Consider the following 15,019-nt stretch of genomic DNA (forward strand, 5'->3'; position numbering starts at 1 on the left):
CGGGGCGCCTCTCAGGCCTACCCGACCGTGACACCGCCGACGGCCTGCTCGCACGACCCGGCGGCCGCGTCCCAATCGCCGTCGAGGAACCGGCAGCCGACACTGACCTGGGCGTCGTTCTCGACGAGCACGTACCACCGCACCCCGGTTCGTTCATCCGGCGACTCCAGGTACGAGATGACAGGGCGGCCGGCGAACTCGATCTCGGAGACGAACTGCGAGAACGGACTGTCCGGGCCGCGCTCGGCCATCCGTTGCTCGAGAGAGTGCGCCACTGCCACCAGATCGGACCCCGCCGCCAACTCGGTGGGCATCACGATGACACGGCGGTCAGCCTCGCCGTCGGGCACCAGATCGAGCCGCCCCGGCTGTCCCGCCCGCGCCCGCCACGAATCCGGCACCGCGACACTCACCCGACCGACCTCGAAGCGCTGCAGGGATTCCGCCGAGGCGGACGCCCCAGGCTCCCGCGCCTGCCAGAGCGCGGCCGCACCGGCACCGAGGCCCAGTACCAGCGCTACCGCTGCGGCGACGATGATGATGATGCGTCGTCCCCTCCAACCGTGCGGCCGGGGCCGCCCCGGCGACGGCGTCGAAGCCACCTGCTGCCACACCACGGCGTCCGGTGCGGGGCCGGGTGCAACGCTTCCTGGTTCGGTGACCGGAACCGACACCAGGACCGCGTCGGACACCGCCGACACCTCTGATTCGATTCCTGTGCAGACTGTTTCGGCAACCGCCGCCTGTTCGTCCGCACCAATCACCAGGACCACATCGGGCGCGCGGTCCCCACCGATCGCGCGGACCGCGTGGCCGATCGCGCGGACCCGATCGGAGTCCTCGAGCAGATCGAGAATCCCGATGTCCGACAGCAGCTCGCAGGCAACGATCCTCGGTTCACCACGCTCGTCGCGCTCGACCAGCACGACCGTCGTCGACAACGGGCCGCACTCGACGACACTCCATCGTCGGACGGCGTCGGGACACGGCGCCGAGAACGCGAGGGGAAGCATCTGCACCTCGTGGGCGGACCGACGGGTCGCCGATTCCAGGACCGCACACCGGGTGGCTCCCCAGTGCGAGGGATGGAACACGGTGGCCGTCGCGACGAATCCCATTCCGCCGAGCGCGGCTTCGAACGCTCGTCGAATAGCGGCGGCCGCCACGTCCACGGTCGCGACCGTGTGGCCACCCACCGACATGTAATCGTCGTCGATGCACTCGACGACGCCCTGAACCGAATCGTCGGGGACCCTGACGGCCCCGCGTGCGGATCCCACCCACACGGCGCCGTCCGTGAGGTGGACACGAACGACGGCACCCGGGCCGGTCACAGCGGCGGAAGCCAGGCGACCTGCATCAGCGACGTCCCGCTGCGCGCAACGAAAGTGCCTCGGCCCTGGGGTTGCTCGCTCGGGCGTACGGTACCGAGGAGATTGCCCTCGTCACGGCTGCCACTCATCACCATGCCCGCCGGCACCAGGTCACGCATCCTCGCGATCACCGGTTCGTACAGCGCGCGCGACGCACCGCCGGACCGCCGAGCGATGATCAGGTGCAGGCCGAGGTCCTTCGCGTGTGCGAGGTAGTCGATGAGCGGCGTCAGCGGATTGCCGCTGGACGTCGCGACGAGATCGTAGTCGTCGACGACGACGTAGATCTCGGGCCCCGACCACCACGACCGTTCGCGGAGCTGCTGCTGCGTAGTATCGGGCCCAGGCATACGGCTCGCCAGGATCCCTGCCAGATCATTCATCATGGTCGTGAAAGTGGTTGCCGAAGCGGCATATCCGGCGAGGTGATCGCCCTCCACTACGCCGAGCATGGTGCGTCGGTAGTCGCCGATGATCAGCTTCGCCTGCTGCGACGTGTTCGACTCCATCAGGCCCAGACAGATGCCGCGCAGCAACGTCGTCTTGCCGCACGCGCTGTCACCGAACATCAGGAAGTGCGGTTGATCGGCGAAGTCGAGGTACACGGGTGCGAGTTCCGCCTCGTCGATCCCGATCGGTACCGCCAGGCACGCCCCGCTGCGCGCGCTGCCCTCCGGCCATCGTCCGGCCGCGGCGGCGAGGAGATCCTCCCGGGACAGCCGGTCCGGCAGCATCCGCACCCGCGGCGCAGCGGGACCCGAGCCCGCACCGGGGCGCACGCCGAGCCGCGCGACCGCATTCGCGACGCCCGCGCCGAGATCGTCACTACGGGAGGCGCCGTCGAGTCTGGGAAGGGCGGTGAGCAGGTGCAGGCCGTCACGGGTGATACCTCGACCGGGTCGGCCTGCGGGCACCAGCATCGCCTTGGCGCGGCCGACGTCGGAGTCGGTCGGATCTCCCAGGCGCAGCTCGATTCTCGTGCCGAGCTGGTCCTTGAGGGCCGGGCGGATGTCGGCCCAGCGCGGGGTCGCGAGCACGACGTGGACGCCGAACGAGAGTCCCTGCCCGGCCAGTGCACTGATCTGCGCCTCGAGGGCCTCGAAGTCCTGGCGGATACTCGGCCATCCGTCGACGACGAGGAAGACGTCCCCGAACGGGTCCTGCGCGGCGCCCACTGCGGCCGCGCCGGTCTCGGCCGAGCCACGCAGTCGCCGGAATTCCGCCATCGACTCGATGCCGAGTTCCCGGAAACGGCGTTCGCGTTGACGCACGAGGGTCGCCATCTCCGCGACCGTGCGTCGGACCAGATCGACGTCGAGCCGGTTGGCGACGGATCCGACGTGCGGGAGCCCCGCCAGACCGGAGAGCGTGCCACCGCCGAAGTCCAGGCAGTAGAACTGCACCTGCCGCGGCGAGTGCGTCGCCGCCATCGACATGATCAGGGTCCGCAGCAGGGTCGACTTACCGGACTGCGGACCGCCGACCACCGCGACGTTGCCGGTCGCTCCGGACAGGTCGGCAACCAGCAGATCCCGCCGCTGGTCGAACGGCCGATCGATCACGCCGATCGGTGTGCGCAGCGAACTGACGTCGGGGACCGGGTCGGTCAGCGCGGACGGCGGCAGGATCCGGTCGAGGGTGGGCGCGATGTCCAGCGGCGGCAACCACACCTCGTGTGCGGACGGACCGCGGCCGCGAATGCGGTCGACGAGAACCTCGAGGACCGAACGTGGATCGGTCTCGCCCTCCCACACGGGGTCGGGCTCGATCGGAACGATCGGTTCGTCGACGACGGGCACGGCGACCGGTGCGGCGGTGAACACCCGCGGGCGCAGGTCCGCCGTGGACGCCACCGCGTGCGCCGATCGGCGCACGCGCTCGGACTCGTACGGACCCGACACGTAGGACGCGGCGAACCGAACGATCTCCGCCGAATCGCACTTGAGATACCCGGCGCCCGGCGAGGCCGGGAGGTGGTAGGCGTCGGGCACACCGAGGACTGTCCGGGACTCGTTGGCCGAGAACGTCTTCAGACCGATCCGGTACGACAGGTGGCTGTCGAGGCCGCGCAGCTTGCCCTCCTCGAGCCGCTGACTCGCCAACAGCAGGTGCATGTGCAGCGATCGGCCGAGCCGCCCGATCGCGACGAACAGGTCGGCGAACTCGGGCTGCTGACTGAGCAACTCGGAGAACTCGTCGACGACGATGAACAGGGCCGGCAGCGGCGCGAGGTCTGCGCCGGCGCTGCGGGCCTTCTCGTAGTCGGTGACGTTCGCGAAATTGCCCGCGGCCCGCAACACTTCCTGTCGCCGGTTCATCTCACCCGCGAGCGCATCCTTCATCCGATCGACCATCGCCAGTTCCTCGGCGAGGTTCGTGATGACCGCCGCGACGTGTGGGGCCTCGTCGAGCCCGAGGAACGTCGCGCCGCCCTTGAAGTCGACGAGGACCAGATTGAGCGCCTCTGGCGAGTGCGTCGCGAGCAACCCGAGAACCAGCGTCCGCAGGAACTCCGACTTGCCCGACCCTGTCGCGCCGATGCACAGGCCGTGCGGCCCCATGCCGTTCTCGGCGGCCTCCTTGAGGTCGAGTTCGACGGGGCTGCCGTCCACCCCGACGCCGATGGGCACCCGGAGCCGGTCCCGGCCTTGCCTGGGCACCCACGCGCGGGCGGGGTCGAACTGCCCGATGTCCCCGAGCCCGAGCAGATGGCTCCATCCCGCAGCGACCGGAGCGCCACCGTCGTCGCCGACGTCGGCCGCGGCCCGACTCGCGATCCGGTACGGCGCCAGCCGACGGGCCGCGGACAGTGCCTGCTGCGGGGTGAGCGTGTCCACCGCGGCAAACGTCTCGGTCCCCGCCCCGCCGCGGGCACCGAGGGAACCGTCTGCGGCCACCAACTGCAGTCCGCGGGTCGCGGTGAGCCGGGGACAGTAGCCGCTGAGGTCCAGCAGCGTCACCGAGTCGAGGCCTCCGTCGGTGACCGCACCGCTGTCGCCGTCGAGGATTCCCCCGTCGATCACGACGACGATCTGCGGCACCCCCGCGGTCGGCGGCGCACTCCGCGAGAATCGTCCGCGCATCGAGAACTGCGGGCCGAGGGCCGATTCCAGCTCGATCACCGATCCGTAGACCATGCGAGCGGAACCCACCCCGTCGAGCGAATCCGGATGCTGGGCGTGGGGCAGCCACTTCGCCCACTCCCATTCCGGGGCGGTGTCCGGGCCGCACACGATCGCGATCTGCAGGTGGTCGGGTCCGTGGAACGTGCACAGCTGGAGCAGCATCGCGCGGACCAGTCCTCGCGCGTCGTCCCGGTCGCCGTCGATCGAGATCGCCGCGAATCCGCGGAGCGAGACCGCTGTCGGCAGCTCCGGAACCACGGAGTGCGCGCGGACGAACCGGCGCAGCGACACCGCCGAAACCGGCTCGAGGTCCTCGACGGGACCGGTCTCCGGTGGGATCAACCGTGTCGCCAGTCGTTGACTCCCCCGCCCCACCCGCACGTGGCCGTAGTCGGGATCGGTGATCCGGCGCTCCCACATCCGGCCGGTTCCCGAGAGCGTCCACAACGCCTGCGGGTCGGGATGGCTCCATTCGAGGGCCTTGCGCTGTTGCCGCCCGGTATCGAGGGCGTCGCGTCGAAGCTGATCGAGATACCGCAGGTAGTCCTTGCGCTCCTCGTTGGCCTCGGCCGCCTTCGCTCCCCCGCCGCGCCCGGATCCCGCGAGCATGCCGAGCATCGACACCATCATCATCACGGGGAACAGGAGCGACATCGGATTCGCCGACATCCCGGACGTGAACATCAATGCCACCATGCCCACCATGGCGGCGACCATCACGAGCGGGAGCAGCTTCGTCACCAGGTTGCCGGGGGTGATCCGGGGGATCTCGGGCGGAGTCTGCAGGCTCACCTCGCCACCCGGCGTACGCGGCGCCTCACGACGTGCCTTCCGCACGAAATGCGCGGTGCCCATGCTTCCACCCCCAGTGAAATGCCAGTCCTCGCGCGGTCGGCCGATTCGACCGGACCGAGTCACCCCCCACGGGCTCCGGACTCGCGATCTGTGAAGCTACAGTACGGCGCCGACAACGCGTGGTAGAGGCCCGACGTCGAGTAGCGGTACAGTGCCGATGTTTCGAAACGAGCGGTTCGGGTGGGGATCCGGACCGCGGAATCCGGGGGGATGAGCGTGACAGTTCTGCATGCCGGGCACTCGGCCGGTGCAGCTACCGGTTCACGGCCGCGGGGAGCGGCCGACCTGTGTCGACTGACGATTCTGGCGCCGCACACACAGATCGATCTCGCCCTCCCGAACACGGTTCCCGTCGAACTGCTGATCCCGGGCATCGCCGACCTCGTCGATCGCCACAGTGCCGCAAACGACTTCGATGTCGCCGGCGAACGCACGGAACCGGCGCGGTGGACCCTCGCGCGACTGGGGCAGCCACCGCTCTCGCCGGCGCTGAGCCTGCGCGAGCACGGGGTGCTCGACGGCGAACTCCTCGTGTTCGACAGCATCGAGGCCGGGTCTCCCCCACCGCTGTTCGACGACATCATGTACAACGTGGCGGTCGCCGACACCGGCCACACCCGCGCCTGGACTCCGCGGATCGCACGCCTGACCGGGTCCGCCCTCGCGATCGCCGCGACGGTCGCCGGGTCGTTCGCGCTGCTGCAGACCGACGGCGCCACCGAATCCCTCGTGGGCGCGGTGTGTGCACTGGTGACGATGGTCCTGTTCGTGGTCGCCGGGGCGGTCGTGAGCAGGGTCTACGGTGACACGGCCGCGGCCCTGACGCTGAGCACCGCCGCGCTGCCGACGGCATTCGCGGCCGGTGCGCTGCTCGTTCCCGGCGACCGCGGTGCGCCCCATGTTCTCCTGGGGCTGGTCATGGTCGGTGCCACCGCGGTACTCGCTCTGCGCACCGCGGGGGTCGGGTACGGCGTGTTCACCGCGGCCGCGACGGTCTCGCTGATCGGGTCCGGCACCGCGCTGGTGGCGACGCTGACCGACCAGTCGCCGCGCGCGGTCGGATCGATGCTCGTCGGCGCCGCACTGATCGGTCTCGTGTTCGCGGCGCGGGTGGCGATGCTGCTCGCCAAGCTCCCACTGCCGCCGGTGCCCGCCCCCGGTACGTCGGTCGACCCGGCGGAGGACGACCCCGACGATGCCCGCAAGGTCCCGTCGTTCGAGTCCGTCGCCACCCGAGCGGACCGCGCGCGGCGTTACCTCACCGGGTTGGTCTGCGCGATGACCCTGCTCACGGCGTCCGGTGCACTGCTGGCCTCCGTCCCGACGTCGGCGTCCGGGATCTACTGGCCGGGGACCGGACTGGCCCTGGCCGCGGCGACCGTGCTGATGTTCCGCGGACGGACCTACACCTCCGCGGAGCAGGCGGTGCCGTTGGTCGGCGGCGGCGGCGCGATCGTCGTCCTGCTGTGTGCCGGCACGGCGTTCGCCGTCCCCGCCGCGGCGCTGGGACTGTTCGCCGTCTCGGTGATGGTCGTCACCGCGGCCCTCGCCCTGGGAATCGTCGCGCCACAACGGAACTTCTCGCCCGTCCAACGGCGCGTCGCCGAGTTGGTCGACTACGCCGTGATCGCCACCGTTGTCCCACTGGTCTGCTGGGTGTCCGGGCTCTTCGCCGCCGTCCGGGGACTGTGAGCCCGGCCGTGAACCGGGGCCGACGACGTCGGTGGTCGGGCGCCTCCGCGGTGACCGCGATGGTTGCCCTGACGGCGACGATCGGCACGGGTGTGGGCGGGGCCGCCGTCCCGGCTCCGATCGATCCCGGCAAGCTGCCGGCGCGTACGCGACCGGCACCGTTGGCACCGACCGAGCAGCGCAACGCGTGCGCGACGGCACTGCCGATGAAGGAGAGCCCCGAGGTGCCGCTGCCGCAGCGCACCATGGACTTCGCGTCGGTGTGGCCGCTGACCCGCGGCGCCGGCCAGGTGATCGCGGTCATCGACACCGGAGTGTCACGACACCCCCGGCTGCCACAGCTGACGGCGGGCGGCGACTACGTCTCGAACGGCGACGGGGCCGGCGACTGCGATGCCCACGGCACCATCGTGGCCGGGCTGATCGCGGCCGCGCCCGTTCCCGGCTCCGGTTTCGCCGGAGGCGCACCGGACGCGCGGATCGTCACCATCCGCCAGTCCAGCGCCAACTTCTCTGAGGTCCGCCGCAACGAGGACCCGAACGACGTGCAGAACTCGAGTGGCTACGGCAACACCCAGACCATGGCGATGGCCGTGCGTGAGGCCGCGGACGCGGGCGCGACCGTCATCAACATCTCGGAAGTGGCGTGCCGTTCGGCGGCGGACGGCATCGGCGATCAATCCCTCGGCGCCGCGGTCCAGTACGCGGCGACCGTGAAGAACGCGGTCGTCGTCGCGGCCGCCGGAAACTACCAATCCGGCGGGTGCACCGCCCAGAACCCGCCGGCCGACCCCCTCGATCCGAACGCCGATCCGTGGGATTCGGTATCCACCATCGCGACCCCGGCGTGGTACGACGACTATGTGCTGACCGTCGGATCGGCGGATCCGGACGGGTCGGCATCGAGCTTCAGCCTCGGCGGGCCCTGGGTGGACATTGCGGCCCCCGGTACCGGCATCGTCTCGCTCAGCCCGGACGGGCGCGGTCAGACCAGCGCATGGTTGACCTCACAGGGACAGCAGAGTCCCTTCGCCGGAACGAGTTTCGCCGCACCACTGGTCTCGGCCACCGTCGCCCTCGTCCGGGCCCGCTTCCCGCAGCTCACCGCACAGCAGGTGATCGAGCGGATCGAGGCCACCGCGCACGCACCGGCCGAGGGGTGGAATCCCTTCGTCGGGCACGGCGTCGTCGACCCGGCCGCCGCCGTCAGTGCCGATCTTCCGCTCGACGGCGGCGCGGCCGGCGGACCCGTCTCGGTCCCGGTGGCGGCCCCGCAACCGGTCGAGGAGGACACGCGGCCGCGCACGGTGGCGCTGGCCGCGACCGGTGGGATCGTCGCGGTGGCGATGCTCGGCGTACTCGCCTCGTTTCCACTGCGCCGGCGGCGCAAGTAGATTCCGGCGCCGGCGGCGCAAGTAGATTCCTGCGCCGGCGGCGCAAGTAACCGCAAGTAACTGCGGCGCCGGTCAGTTCCCCGCCGCGACCGGTGCAGGGTTGCTGTCGGGTGCGATGCCGTCGTGGGCGACGAGGGCTTCCTCGCGGCCGAGTGTCGGTCCGGGGGCGAGGAGTTCGACGATCCGCCACGGCGCCGGGGCGCCCGGGGTGTCGAAGCCGAGTGCCTTGGCCGCGTCGGCGTTCTTCACGCCGTACCGGACGCCGGTGTCCGCCACGAAGAACATGCCGCCCTTGCGGGAGCTGCCGGATTCGAGGCCGGTCGTCTGCACGAATCCGCTACTGCCGGGGCTCACGTACACCTCGTCGGCGTTGTCACCGGGCCCGTCCGCCTGTGCCAATCGGACGGTCCGCGCCTGGTCCGGGATCGGCAGGGCGCGGCCGGCCGAGACCGTGAGCACCGCGTCGACCCGGCCGGACTCGTCACCCGCGGCGGCGCCCTGGGGAGTCCAGGTGAGGCAGCTGACCGGGTCGTCGGCCGCCTCCACGAGCCGCGGCGGGACGCTCGGGAAGGTCGAGACGTCGAGGCCGTGCACGGTGGGTACGTCGGCGAGGGCATCGGGCGTGACCGCGGCCATCTCCGACTGTCCCTGCGAGTCGGAGAACTGGATGAGGAACGCGGTCGCGGCGCTGATCTCCTGCACACCGTCGCGCAACACCACGTAATAGTGGGCGTCGTCGCCGCGCATGACTTTGACGACGGAACCTATTGTCCGTCCGGCCATTCCGAATGACGGGGTGTTCCCAGCGTCCTCGATGTGGGGCGGCGTGATCGGCAGCGCCTCGGGGATCGCGTTGAGCATGCCCCGGCTGACCGGGCGTGGCCGCGCACCTTCGAGTCCCAGGGCCCGGGCCACCGCCTGGTCGTTCAGGTCGATCGGAGCGCGGCGGCCGTCGTACACCAGGAACGTCTCGTCGGAGTGGGATACCAGCAGCGCCTCGTCCGTGTCGAGTCGACCCGCGCGCTCACTCCATGTCGGTTCGCCGACAGCCACCGTGGTTGTGACGGAACGGCTTCCGCCCGGCGCCACCGTGTCGCACACCGTCCAGGACTGTCCGTCGGCACCGCCGCCGTCGGGTAGCGCGGACGGTGCCCCGGGAATCCCGACGAGGGCACCACGAGGGCGCGTGTCGATCTCGGATTCCTTGATCATCACCGGGCGGGCCGACTCGCCGATCACGAGCCGCGCCGACGCCAGATTCAACACGGGGTGCAGCGTGCCGTTCATGACGACAAACATTGCACCCGAACTCTTTCCGACGACGATCGAGGCGTCGCCGATCTTGTCCTGCGGCCGGATCAGCGCGAGAGCCGCGCACGCCGCAAGGCCGAGGCACGCCACGACCACACCGACCGCGAGCGCCCGCGACTGCGAGCGCATCGGGTCGTGCAGCATGCGCACGTCCCGCCGGACGAGCGCGTGTTCCATGCGACGAACCAGGAATCGATACCCGCTGACCTGCCATCGCGTAGTCGGCTGTGCTGCCATGTTCCCTCCCCCATGAGGCGCACGCTACGGACCCACACAGTACAGTTCGCGTGAAAACACACTTCGGCGGTCGACTACTCGGTCCGTCTGGTTCAGGTATCGGGGAGGATCCGTGGACCAATTCCGTGCCCGACGCCGTCGGCACACGCCCGCCGTACTGGTGGCGACCGTGATCGTCGCACAGGTTCTCGCGGCCGTCGCGTGCCTGCTCGCGCTGCTCGCCGGGCTGCCGCTGTGGGCCGCGGTCGTCACAGCCGTCGTCGCCGGCGCCATGATGTTCGTGCGGGTCGGTGGCCGCATGACGTTGTCCTGGGCCGAGGCGGCGTGGCTCTTCGTGCGCAACCGGCGGCCCGCCGCGGGGCACTCCGCGGACTTCCGTTCGCCCGGCGAGTCCGTGGGGTTGCACTGGGTCGACGGCCAGGTCCAGGCGGTCGTGGAACTGCTCCCACCGCAGCGGGGCTGGACCCGGATCACGCGCGAGGCGTTCGATTCGGGCGAGCACGTTCCGGTTTCGGCCCTCGCCGACTGCCTCGAGCAGCACGACGTCAGCCTGAGCGGAATCGACATCGTCAGCCACGGCAGTCGCGCGGTCTCCGGCACTCCGGCTGCCGACGTGTACGACAGCCTCGTCGGACCACTGCCCGCCGCCGCGCAGCGCAGCGTGTGGATCGTCCTGCGCTTCGATGCGGCCGACCACGTGGAATCGATCGCCCGCAGGGGCGGCGGCGAGGAGGGTGCGTCGCGCACCGTGGCCGTCGCGGCACGTCGGGTGGTCCGGGCGCTCGCCGACGCCGGGTGCCGCTCACGCATCCTGACGGCGTCCGAGATCGAGTCGGCCGCGGCACGCATCTGCCGCGGTGTCCATCCGGTCGCGATGGACCAGGACTGGTCCCACGTGCCGTTGCCGGGGGTGTTCAACGTCGGCAACGCAGTCGATCCCGGACATCTCTCACGGGAGGTGCTCACCGCCGTGTGGGCGGCGCCGAGTCTCGGGACCACCGTGGCAGTTCGCCTGCGCCCGTCGGGCCGACCGGGATCCGTGCGGGCCGGCGCAGCCTTCCGGCGAACGGTACGGAGCGCACCGGAACGTCTCGGCATTCCCGGCACGATCTCGATGCAGGGTCGCCACCGCGACGCCCTGTTGTCGCACCTACCCACGTCCTCGCCCGAACTCGACGGCCTGACGCCGATGTCCGAGTTCGACCGGGCGGATCTCGACGCACTCGCACTGCCCGTCGCGGGCTGCGGCCAGCTCGTGGGCTCCGACGCACACGGGCACGCGGTGACGGCCCGAGTCACCGGACGCGGCGTCGGCGACGTGTACATCGCCGGCGAGCTGTATCTGGCTCAGCAAATGGTCTTCCGGGCGGTCGCGACCGGCGCCCGCGTCCTGGTCCACACCGATCGCCCACACGCGTGGGCGACGCTGATCGGTACCGTCGCAACCCCGACCCGACTACGCGCGGCGGCCGAATCCTCGTGGTCCGATACGGGATTCGACACGATCATCGTGGACGGCGTCCCGGCCCCGCCTACGCGGGCCGGCGTCACGACCATCCATCTCCACAGCCATCCGCAGCAGTGGCCGTCGACGGCCCCGCACCTGACGATCGTGCAGCCGGGAGCGGCCGGCGATCGGGTGGTGCTGACCACCGGCGACCGCCACGTCGAACTGGCGTTGGTAACGATCTCGTCCGAGACCGCATTCATCGGGCGCGGACGCACCCCCGCGGGACTGGCCGCCGCCCGTTGAACGTCAGCCCGGATACGGTCTCCGCTCGCGCTGTGACCGGAGGGCGTCGGCCCACCACTCCAGCTGCGTGAGCATCCGCTCGGCGGCATCGTTCGCGGCGCCGTCGTCCGGGTCGAAATGTTTGCGGGCCTGGTGAAAACTGACGGCCTCCCGGATCGACACCATGTGCACTTCGGCCACGACCTGACGAAGTTGCTCCACTGCGCGCAGCCCGCCCGACATTCCGCCGTACGCGACGAACCCGATCGGTTTGGCCCGCCACTCGTACTTGACGGTGTCCAGCGCGGTCTTGAGCGCCGCCGGGTATCCGTGGTTGTACTCGCTCGTCACCACCACGAACGCATCGGCGTTCCCGATACGTTCGGTGAACCGCTCGACGTCGGACGTGTGCGAAAGATCCTGGGGCAGAGCCGCATCTGCGAGATCGAGGACGGAGGTGTCGAAGGCGTCGCGCACACGGGCCCGCTCGACGAACCAGTCCACGACCACCGGCGCGAACCGCCCGGCGCGGACACTGCCCACGATCACTTCCAGTCGCAGCGGCCGGATCGGTTCGGTCATCGGCACACTCCCTTCCCGGTCCGATCCTAGAGCGCGCGGTCAGAGTCCGCGGGTCAGCAGGATCGCCAGCTCCTGGTAGGCCTGGGCGTCGTCGAGGCCGGTCGAGGCCGCCACCTGACGCTGCTGGATCCGCACCATCGCGGCCGCCGCGATGTCGCCGACGAACGCCGCGTGCGCGTCGCGAAGTTCGGCGGCGGCGACGCCCTCGGTGATGAGTTCCTGCACCCGACGCGCCGCGAACCGCGTGTTGCGCTCGTACACCTCGCGCGCCGCCGAGTCACCCGCGAGATCCTCCATGAACCGCGCCGACGCCGGCCGCAGCTGTTCCCCCACCGCCTCCAGGTACATCCGGATCCGTTCGCGGGCACCGACTGCACCGGCGAGGCTCGCCTCGACCCGGTCTGTAGCGCCTCGGAAGAAGTGCACCGTAGCCGCCCGCACCAGCTGTTCCTTGCTGTCGGCAAGCCGATACAACGTGGACTTGGAGCAGTGCAGGCGTGCCGCGAGATCGTCGAGCGTGAGGTGCGCGAACCCCTCCACGAGGATGAGATCCACGAGCGCGTCGAACAGCGCGAGGCGTCGCGCCGTCATCTTCACCGGGGTTGCCATACGCGAAACAGTACTGCAGTATCGATCTCAGTACTACTTTCCGCTCTCGGTCCACCATGAGGAGACCACCGTGCCCGTCGAACGCCTGCTGCCCACCCAGGAAGCCCACGACCTGATCGACCTCACCCGCGAGGTCGCCGACAAGGTGCTGGCGCCGATCGTCGACGAACACGAGAAGAACGAGACGTTCCCCGACGGCGTCTTCCCCGCCCTCGGCCGTGCCGGACTGCTGAGCCTGCCGTACCCCGAGGAGTTCGGCGGCGGCGACCAACCCTACGAGGTGTACCTGCAGGTCCTCGAGGAGATCGCGGCCCGATGGGCGGCCGTGGCCGTCGCGACGAGCGTGCACAGCCTGTCGTGCTTCGCGCTCGCCACCCACGGCACCGACGACCAGAAGGCGAAGTGGCTGCCCGACATGCTCGGCGGCGAGACCATCGGCGCCTACAGTCTCTCCGAACCCCAGGCCGGCTCCGACGCCGCGGCGCTGACGTGCCGGGCAACCGAAGTGGACGGCGGATTCCGGATCAACGGCAGCAAGGCGTGGATCACCAACGGCGGTCGGGCGGACTTCTACACCCTGTTCGCCCGCACGAGCGACGAAGGCGCCCGCGGCATCTCGTGCTTCCTCGTTCCGAAGGGCACCGAGGGACTGAGCTTCGGCAAGCCGGAGGAGAAGATGGGCCTGCGCGCGGTCCCCACCACCGCCGCACACTACGACGACGCCTTCGTCCCTGGCGAGCGACTGATCGGCAAGACCGGACAGGGCCTGCCCATCGCGTTCAGCGCGCTGGACTCGGGCCGCCTCGGCATCGCTGCGGTGGCGGTCGGACTCGCACAGGGCGCCCTCGACGACGCCGTCGCATACGCCAAGGAGCGCAAGGCTTTCGGCAAGCGGATCATCGACCACCAGGGTCTGGGCTTCGTGCTCGCCGACATGGCGGCCGCCGTCGACTCGGCGCGCGCCACCTACATCGACGCCGCCCGCCGCCGCGACGCTGGTCTGCCCTACTCCCGGAATGCCTCCGTCGCGAAGCTCATCGCGACCGATGCGGCCATGAAGGTCGCAACCGACGCGGTCCAGGTGTTCGGCGGCTACGGCTACACCCAGGACTTCCCCGTCGAGCGGTACATGCGCGAAGCGAAGATCACGCAGATCTTCGAGGGCACCAACCAGATTCAGCGACTGGTCATCGCCCGCCAGCTCGCGGGCTGACGCTCAGCCGCCGCAACATCCGAGGCTGCCCGGATCGATCGCACTGCGCGTCTCCCGGGTGGCCTCGTTGCGTGCGGCGAGATCCTCGTCGGCGGGATAGTCGACCCGGACCAGCGAAAGTCCGTGTGCCGGAGCGACGGCCACGGCGCTGGCACGTTCACGCTCGGAGAGCAGACCCGTCATCCAGTCGACCGTGCGACGGCCCTCGCCGACTGCCAGCGCGGCGCCGACCAGACTGCGCACCATCGACCAGCAGAAAGCGTCGGCGGTGACGAACGCCGTCAACTCGTGACCTGATTGTTCCCAATCGAAGCGCTGGAGTTCGCGCACCGTTGTCGCGCCCTCCCGCCGCTTGCAGAACGCGGCGAAGTCGTGCAGCCCGAGCAGCCGCGACGAGGCCGCCCGCATCGCGTCGACGTCCACATTCTTCGGCCACGCGACCGTATCGCGGGCCCGCAACGGATCGACGCCGTACGGTGCCGTCGTGAGGCGGTACTCGTAGTGTCGGCGGATCGCGGAGAACCGCGCATCGAAGTGCTCTGGCGCAAAGGAGACGTTCTTGACCCGCACGTCGCGCGGGAGGAAACGGGCCAGGCGCCGGACAAGTCGCGACGGATCGTCCGGAATCATGTCGGCCGGCACGTCGACGTGCGCGACCTGGCCGCTCGCGTGCACGCCGGCGTCGGTGCGACCGGCGACCGTGAGCAGAACAGGGGTGCGCACGATCGCACTGAGCTTCTCCTCGATCTCGCCGCACACCGTGCGGCGGCCGGGCTGACGCGCCCACCCGGAGAAGTCGGTGCCGTCGTACGAGATGTCGAGCCGCAATCGAACGAACCCGCCGTCCCCAGAGGGAACGACGGGTTCGTTCGATTCAGCATGTGCCGAAACCAAGT

At 70.3% G+C, this 15,019-nt stretch carries 10 protein-coding genes; 4 read left to right on the top strand and 6 right to left on the bottom strand.

Translation table 11 applies throughout. The features are described 5' to 3' along the window. Positions 1–17: 17 nt before the first annotated feature. Entirely contained in the window at positions 18–1,334 is a 1,317-nt protein-coding gene (locus J2X34_RS00275; RefSeq protein ID WP_429515816.1) for a type VII secretion-associated protein, read from the bottom strand. Continuing rightward, positions 1,331–5,353, bottom strand: coding sequence for a type VII secretion protein EccCa (gene eccCa, locus J2X34_RS00280; protein WP_429515817.1), 4,023 nt, complete (start codon positions 5,351–5,353; stop codon positions 1,331–1,333). Before eccCa ends, J2X34_RS00275 begins: the two co-directional genes overlap by 4 nt. A gap of 210 nt (positions 5,354–5,563) precedes the next feature. Between eccCa and eccD the strand changes: the two genes are divergently transcribed. Next, entirely contained in the window at positions 5,564–7,045 is a 1,482-nt protein-coding gene (eccD, locus tag J2X34_RS00285) for a type VII secretion integral membrane protein EccD (protein WP_429515819.1), read from the top strand. Positions 7,046–7,104: 59 nt separating this feature from the next. Next, complete coding sequence (gene mycP, locus J2X34_RS00290; protein WP_429515821.1) at positions 7,105–8,439, top strand: type VII secretion-associated serine protease mycosin; 1,335 nt, start codon at positions 7,105–7,107, stop codon at positions 8,437–8,439. 72 nt (positions 8,440–8,511) lie between these two features. On the opposite strand, the gene eccB is transcribed toward mycP, so the two are convergent. After that, positions 8,512–9,987: a type VII secretion protein EccB gene (eccB, locus tag J2X34_RS00295; RefSeq protein WP_114718873.1), complete on the bottom strand. Its 1,476-nt coding sequence runs from the start codon at positions 9,985–9,987 to the stop codon at positions 8,512–8,514. 112 nt (positions 9,988–10,099) lie between these two features. On the opposite strand from eccB, the gene eccE reads away from it, so the two are divergent. Beyond that, complete coding sequence (eccE, locus tag J2X34_RS00300) at positions 10,100–11,740, top strand: type VII secretion protein EccE (RefSeq protein ID WP_429515822.1); 1,641 nt, start codon at positions 10,100–10,102, stop codon at positions 11,738–11,740. A 3-nt stretch (positions 11,741–11,743) separates the two neighbouring features. Here eccE and J2X34_RS00305 read toward each other — a convergent pair whose 3' ends face one another. Both J2X34_RS00305 and J2X34_RS00310 read right to left on the bottom strand, forming a co-directional pair. Continuing rightward, positions 11,744–12,301, bottom strand: coding sequence for an NADPH-dependent FMN reductase (locus J2X34_RS00305; RefSeq protein ID WP_114718871.1), 558 nt, complete (start codon positions 12,299–12,301; stop codon positions 11,744–11,746). Positions 12,302–12,340: 39 nt separating this feature from the next. Beyond that, the gene (locus J2X34_RS00310; RefSeq protein ID WP_114718870.1) at positions 12,341–12,910 is read right to left on the bottom strand and encodes a TetR/AcrR family transcriptional regulator; all 570 of its coding nucleotides are present in this window, start codon (positions 12,908–12,910) and stop codon (positions 12,341–12,343) included. A gap of 70 nt (positions 12,911–12,980) precedes the next feature. Between J2X34_RS00310 and J2X34_RS00315 the strand changes: the two genes are divergently transcribed. Continuing rightward, complete coding sequence (locus J2X34_RS00315) at positions 12,981–14,123, top strand: acyl-CoA dehydrogenase family protein (protein WP_429515824.1); 1,143 nt, start codon at positions 12,981–12,983, stop codon at positions 14,121–14,123. Between the two features lie 3 nt (positions 14,124–14,126). On the opposite strand, the gene truA is transcribed toward J2X34_RS00315, so the two are convergent. After that, the gene (gene truA / locus J2X34_RS00320) at positions 14,127–15,017 is read right to left on the bottom strand and encodes a tRNA pseudouridine(38-40) synthase TruA (RefSeq protein WP_429515826.1); all 891 of its coding nucleotides are present in this window, start codon (positions 15,015–15,017) and stop codon (positions 14,127–14,129) included. Positions 15,018–15,019: the final 2 nt, after the last annotated feature.

Source organism: Rhodococcus sp. BE178, assembly GCF_050433545.1.
In the GTDB taxonomy this organism is placed as follows: Bacteria; Actinomycetota; Actinomycetes; order Mycobacteriales; family Mycobacteriaceae; genus Prescottella.

Bases quoted from the DNA above. Each gene is read 5' to 3' on its own strand.
- mycP (WP_429515821.1), top strand. From the start codon at position 7,105: ATGGTTGCCCTGACGGCGACGATCGGCACGGGTGTGGGCGGGGCCGCC.
- J2X34_RS00310 (WP_114718870.1), bottom strand. From the start codon at position 12,910: ATGGCAACCCCGGTGAAGATGACGGCGCGACGCCTCGCGCTGTTCGAC.
- J2X34_RS00305 (WP_114718871.1), bottom strand. From the start codon at position 12,301: ATGACCGAACCGATCCGGCCGCTGCGACTGGAAGTGATCGTGGGCAGT.
- eccCa (WP_429515817.1), bottom strand. From the start codon at position 5,353: ATGGGCACCGCGCATTTCGTGCGGAAGGCACGTCGTGAGGCGCCGCGT.
- eccB (WP_114718873.1), bottom strand. From the start codon at position 9,987: ATGGCAGCACAGCCGACTACGCGATGGCAGGTCAGCGGGTATCGATTC.
- eccD (WP_429515819.1), top strand. From the start codon at position 5,564: ATGAGCGTGACAGTTCTGCATGCCGGGCACTCGGCCGGTGCAGCTACC.